The sequence below is a fragment of the Prevotella sp. AM42-24 genome (genome assembly GCF_003461825.1).
Lineage (GTDB): Bacteria > Bacteroidota > Bacteroidia > Bacteroidales > Bacteroidaceae > Prevotella > Prevotella hominis.
Genome location: NZ_QTXV01000085.1, coordinates 1 through 10,263, shown reverse-complemented (window position 1 = coordinate 10,263; position 10,263 = coordinate 1). Strand labels below are relative to the sequence as shown.

General features: G+C 43.7%; 8 protein-coding genes. 6 read left to right on the top strand and 2 right to left on the bottom strand.

Translation table 11 applies throughout. From position 1 onward, the window contains the following. Positions 1 to 153 precede the first annotated feature (153 nt). The 6 genes from DW917_RS15260 (at position 154) to DW917_RS15240 (ending at position 7,842) form a co-directional block, all read left to right on the top strand. Positions 154 to 1,719: an ATP-binding protein gene (locus DW917_RS15260; protein WP_022110475.1), complete on the top strand. Its 1,566-nt coding sequence runs from the start codon at positions 154 to 156 to the stop codon at positions 1,717 to 1,719. Beyond that, positions 1,694 to 2,392, top strand: coding sequence for an ATP-binding protein (locus tag DW917_RS15255; RefSeq protein WP_118120095.1), 699 nt, complete (start codon positions 1,694 to 1,696; stop codon positions 2,390 to 2,392). Before DW917_RS15260 ends, DW917_RS15255 begins: the two co-directional genes overlap by 26 nt. Before the next feature lie 11 nt (positions 2,393 to 2,403). Beyond that, positions 2,404 to 2,577 carry a hypothetical protein gene (locus DW917_RS17340; RefSeq protein WP_158570201.1) on the top strand — a complete coding sequence of 58 codons (174 nt, stop codon included), beginning with the start codon at positions 2,404 to 2,406 and terminating at the stop codon, positions 2,575 to 2,577. A 408-nt stretch (positions 2,578 to 2,985) separates the two neighbouring features. Then, positions 2,986 to 4,041 carry an efflux RND transporter periplasmic adaptor subunit gene (locus DW917_RS15250; protein ID WP_118120093.1) on the top strand — a complete coding sequence of 352 codons (1,056 nt, stop codon included), beginning with the start codon at positions 2,986 to 2,988 and terminating at the stop codon, positions 4,039 to 4,041. Positions 4,042 to 4,059: 18 nt separating this feature from the next. Continuing rightward, on the top strand, positions 4,060 to 7,248 hold the full coding sequence (locus DW917_RS15245) for an efflux RND transporter permease subunit (protein WP_118120091.1): 3,189 nt from the start codon (positions 4,060 to 4,062) through the stop codon (positions 7,246 to 7,248). A 51-nt stretch (positions 7,249 to 7,299) separates the two neighbouring features. Continuing rightward, positions 7,300 to 7,842: a carbonic anhydrase gene (locus DW917_RS15240; RefSeq protein ID WP_199545579.1), complete on the top strand. Its 543-nt coding sequence runs from the start codon at positions 7,300 to 7,302 to the stop codon at positions 7,840 to 7,842. Positions 7,843 to 7,982: 140 nt separating this feature from the next. Here the strand turns inward: DW917_RS15240 and DW917_RS15235 are convergent, their stop codons facing one another. Both DW917_RS15235 and DW917_RS15230 read right to left on the bottom strand, forming a co-directional pair. Next, complete coding sequence (locus tag DW917_RS15235) at positions 7,983 to 8,519, bottom strand: TlpA disulfide reductase family protein (protein WP_118120086.1); 537 nt, start codon at positions 8,517 to 8,519, stop codon at positions 7,983 to 7,985. Between the two features lie 39 nt (positions 8,520 to 8,558). Continuing rightward, entirely contained in the window at positions 8,559 to 10,001 is a 1,443-nt protein-coding gene (locus DW917_RS15230) for a sodium:alanine symporter family protein (RefSeq protein ID WP_118120084.1), read from the bottom strand. Positions 10,002 to 10,263 lie beyond the last annotated feature (262 nt).

Here is a 10,263-nt window from a genome sequence, read left to right as displayed (position 1 = left end):
CTCGTAAATGACTTGTTTACCTCCTGTAAATGACTTGTTTACCGGTGCCAAATGACATAGTTAGAAACAGAAAGGGAAATATTTAAATTTATGCTTGGCTAATTCAGATTTTCTTTGTAATTTAGCAGCGCAAAACGTAAAGCACGTGGAAATATGGCAAAAATAGTAAATTTCTATCCTGTAGGAATACAGACATTCTCGAATATCCGAGAGGGCAATTATCTCTATGTAGATAAGACCAAATACATCGTTGATTTTCGAGAGAAAAAAATGAAGTACGTCTTTCTGAGTCGCCCAAGACGATTCGGAAAATCTCTTTTTGCCTCTACCCTTCAAGCTTATTTTGAGGGAAGGAAAGAACTTTTCGAAGGATTAGCCATTGCAGATTATGAGAAGGAATGGATCAAGCATCCAGTGCTTCATTTTGATCTGAGCGGTGCCAAACACATGAGCGTGGAGCAATTGGAAAGATATTTGGCTGATATGCTTGAAGAGCAGGAAACTCGCTGGGGATACAAGACACATCAGGTGGATGCAAATCTCCGTTTGAAAGATCTAGTGAAGAAGGCATACGAGCAGACAGGCGAAAAGGTGGTGGTCATTATAGATGAATATGACGCCCCATTGCTGGATGTGGTGCATGAGAAAGATAATCTTAGTCAGTTGCGTCGCATCATGCAGAATTTCTATAGTCCTCTTAAGATGCTCGACCCTTACTTAGAGTTCACCTTCATCACGGGTATCACGAAGTTCTCGCAACTTAGCATTTTCAGCGAACTCAACAACCTTGACAATATCAGTATGTTCGACCAGTACTCAGCTATCTGTGGTATCAGTAAGACGGAACTTATTACGCAGATGAAACCTGATATTGAGGCATTGGGCGATGATCTTGGCATGACGTATGAGGAATGTCTGACAGAGTTGACACGATTCTATGATGGTTATCATTTCAGCAAGAAATCTGAGGATGTCTTCAATCCATTCAGCTTGGTAAAAGCATTGAATGCACGCGACATTGCTCCATATTGGTTTGGTTCTGGTACGCCAACTTATCTCATTAAAACATTGCAGAAGTATCATGTCAATGTAATGGATATTGAGAAAAAGTCATGTGATGTAGATGACTTTGATGTTTCACCAGAAATGATGACTTCTGCACTTCCGCTGCTTTATCAGAGTGGTTATCTCACCATCAAGAAGTATAACCCTATATTGCACCGCTATACTTTGGAGTATCCTAACAGGGAGGTTAAGATTGGTATGCTCAAGAGTCTTTCACCCAACTATCTTTCCCCTATATCTCTGGATAACAACAGTCTGGTAGGTGATTTTTTGGAAAAGCTTTATGATGCAGATGTAGAAGGAGCAATGGTTCGCCTAAAGGCGTATCTTGCCAGCATTTCCAATCGCCTGAGCAATAAGAACGAACGTGATTTTCAGACGGTATTCTATCTTATCTTCAACCTGATGGGTGCCCACATGAAAGTAGAAGAGGATAGTGCAATTGGCAGAGCAGATGCTGTGGTGTATATGCCTGATGCCGTATATGTTTTCGAGCTAAAGTATGATGGCTCTGCAGAGGAAGCTATCAGGCAGATAGATGAAAAAGGATATCTGATTCCTTATTCCGCCGATGGCAAGCGCTTGTTTAAAATAGGCGTAAATTTCGATAGCAATCAGCGAACGATTAGTGATTGGATTATCAAGGAAGAATAAATCGAGACCAGGATTACCGGGATTATGCGAATTATTTCTCGGATTTGGTATTTTCGTTATATTTGAACTGGCATTCAAACAGTTACAATCATGGCATAAGGCTTATACTGGCCCAGCCATCCAGATGCGTATCTACGACCGCAGTATAGAATTGTGGAATTATGGATTGTTGCCAAAAGAGTTGACTCCTGCAGCTTTGTTGCAGAAGCATTCTTCTTATTCTCGTAACCATAATATTGCTAATGTTTTTTACAAAGCAGGCTTTGTGGAGTCATGGGTACGTGGCTTCAAGAAGATTGCCGAGGAGTTTGAACGTGCCAGTTTGCCATTGCCAATGATAGAAGAAAATGGAGGTGGCGTGATGGCGATTATTCAGCGCAAAACGATAGACGAAGTTATCGCAGAACGTGGCGGGGATGGCGGTGTAAATGTCGGAGATAAATGTCGGAGACGTGTCGGAAAGCAACTATCTGAGCGTCAGTTAAATATCATTTCTATGATTAAGGTAAATCCCTTTGTTACGGGTAAGGAAATGTCGGAAACAATGTCGGTAACGCAACGTACCAAAGAACGTGACTTATCTGTATTACAAAAAGCGGGAATAATTAGACATGAAGGAAGAGCGAATGCCGGTGTTTGGGTGATACTCGAACAAGGAAATACGAATTCTTAATAGTGTTAAATATGAAGCAGAATAATAATGAACAAATCGTCTTCGAGATGTTCGAAGAGGTTGCAACCGAAAGCATCGCTGAAGCTCGGAATGCATACACCTATGAAGAAATTGATGGGTGCTATCAGGAGGCGAAAGAGATTGCCAAGGCTACAAAAGAAGTTTTAAAGACTTTTATTGGTTGATATTTTTGGAGAGTAAAACGTTCTATACTCTAACTATATACCCAAATACATCAAAATTTACAAAATCAAATTATTCTAAGGCTTGTTGTCTGCACTCCTGCTCTTCTAATATATTGAACTGAGGAATTAAAGAAATGCGGATGACGATTCTACTTTATTATCTCATAGGATAACATATTTCTGATTTTGAAGAGGTAAACATGCAAACAAATAGGCAAACAAACAAGAATATAATATTTTTTGCCCACTATTCTTAGAATGTCGATAAGTGACAGACACTTTTAAAAAAGATGAAAACAGAAATGACTGTTTGAAAAAGAACAAATGGCTTTTTTGTTTTTTTAAATCTAATTTTCCCATGCTTTAGCAAAAATGCATTATCTTTGCAAGAACTAAAAAATTATCGAGATGAAACAGATAGAGAGTTTGATGGGATGGCTCATCGCATTCATCATCAGCGGTCTGATGCTGACGGGATGCACAGAAAAAGCAAAGAAGACAGAAAAGAAATCCGTAAAGGTAGAAACGCTCTCCGTGGGAGATACCAACCTGGAGGGTACGAAGGATTATGTGGGAACTATTGAGGAAAAGATGGGTTCTACACTCAGTTTCGAAATCGCAGGCAACATCACTTCCATCCGTGTGGATGAGGGAGATAGAGTCAGCAAGGGTCAACTGCTCGCTACCATCAATCCTACCACTGTGAAGGAGGCACACCGCGCAACGCTCACTACTCTAAAACAAGCAGAAGATGCATACAGAAGATTCCAACCCCTCCATCAGTCTGGAACTATCTCGGACATGAAATGGGTGGAGATAGAAAGCAAATTGGAACAGGCAAAAGCTGCCGAAAGTATCGCCCGACAACAACTCTCCCACTCTACCATCACTGCCCCCTTTGCGGGTGTCATCGCTGCTAAAAACGTGGATATGGGAACCTACGTGCTTCCAGGGCAACCCGTGCTGAAACTGGCAGATGTCAAACAAGTCAACGCCAAAGTCTCTATACCAGAAGCAGAAATTTCACACCTCCATGTAGGAGACAATGTAAAATTGACGGTTGCAGCCCTTGGAGGGGCCGTCTTCTATGGCACGATTTCTGAAAAGGGCATAGATGCCAACCCTATCTCACATACTTACGATATCAAAGTGGGCATCACCAACCCACAGGGCCGACTGCTCCCAGGCATGGTCTGCAATGCTCAGATACAGGGCAGTTCTGCAGCATCATCCAAAATCATCGTTCCCCCACAATGCATTGAACTCGACGTAGATAATTCCCGATTCGTATGGACCGTAGTGAACGGAAAGGCGCATCAGCAACCTGTCGTTACAGGCGAATTCGAGGGAGATGGCATCATCATTCTATCGGGTTTAAACACTGGTGATCAAGTCATCATCAATGGTCAGCAGAAAGTTTCTGAAGGGATGAAAGTAGATACCAGAAAGAATGAAAAACGATAAAAAGTGGAGGGAAAAGAAATGAATCCAGATACATATAAGCCAAAGAAGGACACCGCCCTTCACGACCACATCAAGGCTCGCATCACCAGAAAGCCCAACCGCATCATCAAGCGCTCATTCATAGAGTCGGCCATGTGCAACCACAACATCGTGATCCTGCTCATGGGGATGCTTGTCTTCTTGGGCATACTGGGCATCTGTATCATGCCAAAGCAGGAAATGCCACAATTCACCATTCGTCAAGGTGCCTGCGTGGCTGTTTATCCAGGTGCCACATCCGATGAAGTGGAAGAACGGGTGGCTAAACCATTGGAGAATTTTATCTTCGGATACAAGGAGGTGAACAAGAAGAAGACTTATACACAGAGCAAAGACGGCATGCTGATTGTGTTCCTGGAACTCAACGATGACGTGGAGGACCGCGATGCCTTCTGGAGCAAGTTCAAACATGGACTGCAAGCCTTCAAAGCTTCCCTGCCATCAGGGGTTCTCGCCCTGCAAGCCGTGGATGATATCGCCGACACCTCTGCCCTGCTTATCACGATGGAAAGCAAACAGAAAACCTATCGGGAACTGAATACTTACATCGACCAACTGAAGGACAGACTGCGTCGTATCGATGCCATCTCCAACCTCCGCACCTACGGACTGCAGAACGAGCAAATTAGTATCTATCTGGATCAGAATAAGTTAGCAAAATATGGCATTGGATCCTACAAGGTACTGAATGATCTTGCCTTGCAAGGTTTCACTACCGTAAGCGGCAATTTGGAACTGAGCCAGCTCAATATGCCCATCCACATCACCGACTCCTACAACAACGAACGGGATGTGGCAGAACAAATTGTCTATTCCGACCCGAAAGGCAACATCGTCAGACTGAAAGACATTGCCCAAATCAAAAGAGAATATCCCAAGCTGAACAAATACATCGAGAGCAACGGCAACAAATGCGTACTCCTATCCATCGAGATGCGACCGGGCAATGATATCGTGAAAATGGGAAGAGACGTACATCAGGCAATGGATGAATTTGAGCAGACACTGCCCGATGATGTTCACATCAATACCATCACCGACCAGAGCAGGGTGGTAAGCGAATCTGTGATTACCTTCCTCCGTGAACTGCTCATATCGGTCATCTCCGTCATCATCGTGGTCATCCTGCTAATGCCACGCCGCGTGGCAGAAGTTTCAGCTCTCAGCATCCCTATCACCATCTTCTCGTCAGTGGGCATCTTCTATATTTTCGGCATGGAACTGAACACCGTTACTCTGGCTGCTTTGATTGTAACCTTAGGTATGGTGGTGGATGATTCTGTGGTGATTATCGACAATTACATGGAGAAATTAGGACATGGTATGTCTCGCTGGCACGCAGCCATCGCTGCCCCTCGCGAATTCTTCATGTCGGTGCTTTCAGCCACGCTCAGCATCTCGCTCACCTTCTTTCCATTCCTCTTTACCATGCATGGCGATATGGGCGATTTCGTACAGTCGTTCCCTTGGGCAATGTTCATCATCCTGAGTATCTCGCTCACAGTTTCGCTGCTGCTTACACCCTATCTGCAGTATATGGTAATTCATCAGGGCATCAACAGTCAACCCAATCCAAATGCCCGGAAAAAGCCGCTCGACTATCTGCAGATGGGCTACACCTGGTTGCTGAAACACTGTTTCTCATTCCCTCGCACCACCCTCATCACAGGATTGGCATTGATCATCATCGGAGGCTTTATCTTCGTGAACCTGCCGCAGCGAATGATGCCTATTGCCGAGAGAAACCAGTTTGCTGTGGAGTTCTATCTCCCTAACGGAACCACCGCCGAGAAGACGGCACAGGTGGCAGACTCGATGGCCCACATCCTGCAGCGCGACCCACAGGTAACAGCCGTAACCACATTTATAGGACAAGGCTCACCTCGTTTCCATACCACATATGCGCCTCAGATTGGCGGACCGAACTTTGCACAGTTTATCGTAAATACAGTTGACAACAGCGCTACAGAAGAAGTGCTCGACCGATATGCCGACCGCTATTCCAACTATTTTCCTGACTGCTATATCCGTTTCAAACAGATGGACTACAATAACGCCACCTATCCTATCGAAGTAAGGGTGAGCGGCGACAGTATCAGGGATCTGAAGGCAGCAGCCAAGAAAATAGCAGCCTGCATGCATCAGATAGAAGGCATCAATCTGATTCGCACCAATTACGAAGAACCATTGCCGGGCATCAGAGTAACTCCTGACGCAACCGAGGCCAACCGACTGGGCGTGAACAAGACGCTTCTTTCGGCCGATCTTGCCATACACTTTGGCGATGGCATTCCAATATCCACCCTTTGGGAGGGCGATTATCCGGTAAAGATGGTATTGAAATCACAGAATGATAGTGATCTTGCCAACGAATACATCCCTGTGATGGGAGGAACATCGAGTGTTCCTCTCCGGCAGCTGGCAAAGATTTCACCCGATTGGCACGATGGAAGCATCGTACGCAGAAATGGCGTGCGCACCATTTCCATCATCGGTGAACCATTGAGAGGATTCAATGCCAACAAATTAGCCAACAAACTGAAGGAGGAAGTATCGGATCTCTCGCTCGATCCCGACCTTCATTGGGAAATAGGCGGTATGGCAGAGAAGGATGCCGAGACCTTGCCACAAGTTACCTCTGGCGTGATGATAGCAGCACTGATCATCTTCTTCATCCTGCTCTTCCATTTCAAGCGCATCAGTCTGGCTCTGGTAAATCTCTCATCCATGACGCTCTGTATTTTCGGTGCTGCTATAGGACTCCTGATAACAGGATTCGACGTGAGTCTTACCTGCATCTTGGGTGTAGTAAGCCTGATGGGTATCCTGGTGAGAAATGGTATCATCATGTTAGACTATGCCGAAGAACTGCGCCGCGACAAGGGACTTTCCGTAAAAGATGCAGCTTTCCAGGCTGGCGAGCGCCGTATGCGTCCTATCTTCCTCACATCAGCCGCAGCCTCTGTAGGTGTTTTGCCGATGATGATAGAGAACAATACATTGTGGTCGCCGATGGGAGCCGTCATTTTCTTCGGAACCCTCATCTCAATGGTGCTCATCGCCACCATTCTGCCGGTACTCTACTGGATTGTATTCGACAAGCACGGGGAGTATAGTTGGAGAAAGAAAGGGAGTAGCTGCATAGAAAGCAATAAAAAAACGATGTAACTATGCTCCGTCATTAATTAATTTAAGAGAATAAATAACATCAATATTATGATTATCGAAGAAATTATCAAGTATAACGAACAATTCGTAGCCAATAAGGGTTATGAGAAGTATTTAACAAGCAAGTATCCAGACAAGAAACTTGCTATCTTATCTTGTATGGATACCAGACTGACAGCACTCCTGCCAGCAGCCCTCGGACTGAAAAATGGAGATGCTAAACTCATCAAGAATGCAGGCGGACTGGTCATCAGCCCATTTGACTCAGCCATGCGCAGCCTCCTGGTTGCCGTTTATGAATTAGGAGTAAAGGAAATCATGGTCATCGCCCATTCCAACTGTGGTGCCTGCCACATGAACGGACAACAGATGAAGGAAATCATGGTCAAGAGAGGAATCCATCAGGATGTCATTGATACTATCGGACTTTGCGGTATCGACCTTGATCATTGGCTGGAAGGTTTTCACGATACAGAGGATTCTGTCAGAAATACAGTCAACACCATTCGTAACCACCCTCTCGTTCCCAAGGATGTCAATCTGCATGGTTATATCATCGACTCTCAGACAGGAAAATTGACTGAAGTAAAATAATTTTTTAAGAAAAAAGTTATCAATATGCTTCATACGAAGCAGGAATGGCATTATAATGACAGGAAAAGAAAATATCTAAAAACTATTATAATAAAATGAGGACGTACCAAACATTACGTTTTGACACATCCTCATTTTTTCTATAATTCAGCCTTCAAAGAATCAAGTTTTTCAAGCATTTCCTCAGCATTCAGAGTAGAAAAAGCAATTTTTCCTTCTGGATCTATGAGATAAGATGTTGGAATCCATGAGATCTGATAATCTTTAGATATCTGAGTTTCTTTCCATTTCTTGAATTCAGAATACTGCAACCATGAATACTGATTGGCAGAAAGATAACCATTCATCTTCGCCTTGTCTGTATCAAATGAAACACCGATAAGTTTGATTTTCTTACCATATTTTTCATCTATCTTCTTCACGGTAGGCATATCCTTACGGCAGTCAGGACACCAGGAAGCCCAGAAATCGAGAACCACCCAAACTCCAGCCTTCACCTTACCATCAGCTGTAACTTGAGTGCGCAATTCAGAAAGGCTGAACAATTTCTTTCCCGTCACGCTATCGGTAACTGTAAAATCTGGTGCCATTGTACCCACAGGCAACAGCTCCTGCTTGGTTTGTGCCTTACAAACCATAGCTACTATCAAAGACAAAAATAATAAAAACTTTCTCATATCTCAATACATTAATTATATTTATACCTTACCTGAAAGTTACCACGCCTCCAACTGATCTGCGATTTCCGGCATCATATCCTTTTTGAAAACAGGATTCTTTCCCTCTTTCTTCTGCTTGCGATAATCCTGAAGCAAGAAAACCGCCTGACGGGAAAGCAAGACGATGGCTACCAGATTGCACAGGGTGAGCAACGCCATCGTGATGTCGGCAAAACTCCAGGCAAAATCAAGCGAGACAACGGCTCCTACCATTACCATCGCAGCCACAGCAAGACGATAGATGAAGACTCCTAACTTGGAATCCTTGATATATCTCACATTGGTTTCACCATAATAATAATTGCCAATGATACTACTAAAAGCAAAAAGCCATATCATCACAGCCACAAAAGGATTTCCAATACTACCGATTTCATGGGTCAAGGCATCTTGCGTCAGTTGAATACCATTAGAAGCCGTAACGTCCACACCACTTACCAAGATGATGAATGCCGTGCAGGAACAAACTACCAGCGTATCCGTAAAGACGCCAAGAGCCTGTATCAATCCCTGTTTTACCGGATGGCTCACGGTAGCAACAGCCGCCGCATTTGGCGCACTACCCTCACCAGCCTCATTGCTGAACAAACCTCTCTTAATGCCCTGAATCACGGTAATACCTAACACACCTCCAGCAGCCTGATTGAATCCGAAAGCATTTTCTATAATAGTCAGCAAAACCTTTGGCAGACTGGTTATATTCCAGATGACCACACCAACGGCGATCAGCAGATAGACTATAGCCATGAGAGGAACCACTGTAGAAGAGAATTTTGCCACACGCTGGATTCCACCGAAAATGATAAGCAGAGTGAGTGCAGTGAGAACAATACCCATAGTAGCAGGTTCAAAACCGAAAGCCTTCTGCCATGCCAGACAGATGGTATTGCTCTGCACGGAATTGTAGGCAAAACCGAAAGTGATGATCATCAAAACGGCAAAGAGAATTCCCATCCATCCCTTTCCTAATCCATACTTCATATAATAGGCAGGACCGCCATAAAAAGAAGTCTTTCCCTTTCGCTTATAGAGTTGGGCAAGCGTAGATTCGATAAAAGCCGAAGCCGAACCCAACAAAGCAAGCATCCACATCCAGAACACAGCTCCTGGTCCACCAATGCTGATGGCAGTAGCCACGCCAGCTAAATTTCCTGTACCGATACGACTGGCGAGTGCCACCACAAAGGCCTGGAAAGAAGAGATATGCTTCATCTCCCCATCCACCTTCACGTCCATAGAAAGTTCGTCATGTCCTATTTCTTCAGGTTGCACCTTATCTGGATGAAGCAACAACCTCACCATCTCCTTGATAAGACGGAACTGTACAAATCGGGTACGCCACGTAAAAAACACCGCACAGAAGATCAGGACAGAAATAATAATATACGACCAGAGAAAATCGCTAACCTGAATAAAAAAGTTTTGTATTGATTCTACCATTTTACTAAAAAAGTGAATATTTTTCTATTTAACTGCAAAATTACAATTTTTCTTTCTAATAATAACCTTTTTGCAATAGAATTCAACTAAAAAAGATAAAATCTACTAAATAACCAACATTTAAAATGCTTTTGAATATAATAGTTCCTCAGCAATGTGTGCAGATAACATGATAATTGACAAGTACAATACTTGTAATAAAAACTACTTATCAAACTACCTTTTTATCCTAAATTCCGCAGCATTTTAGTTTAACTTATTT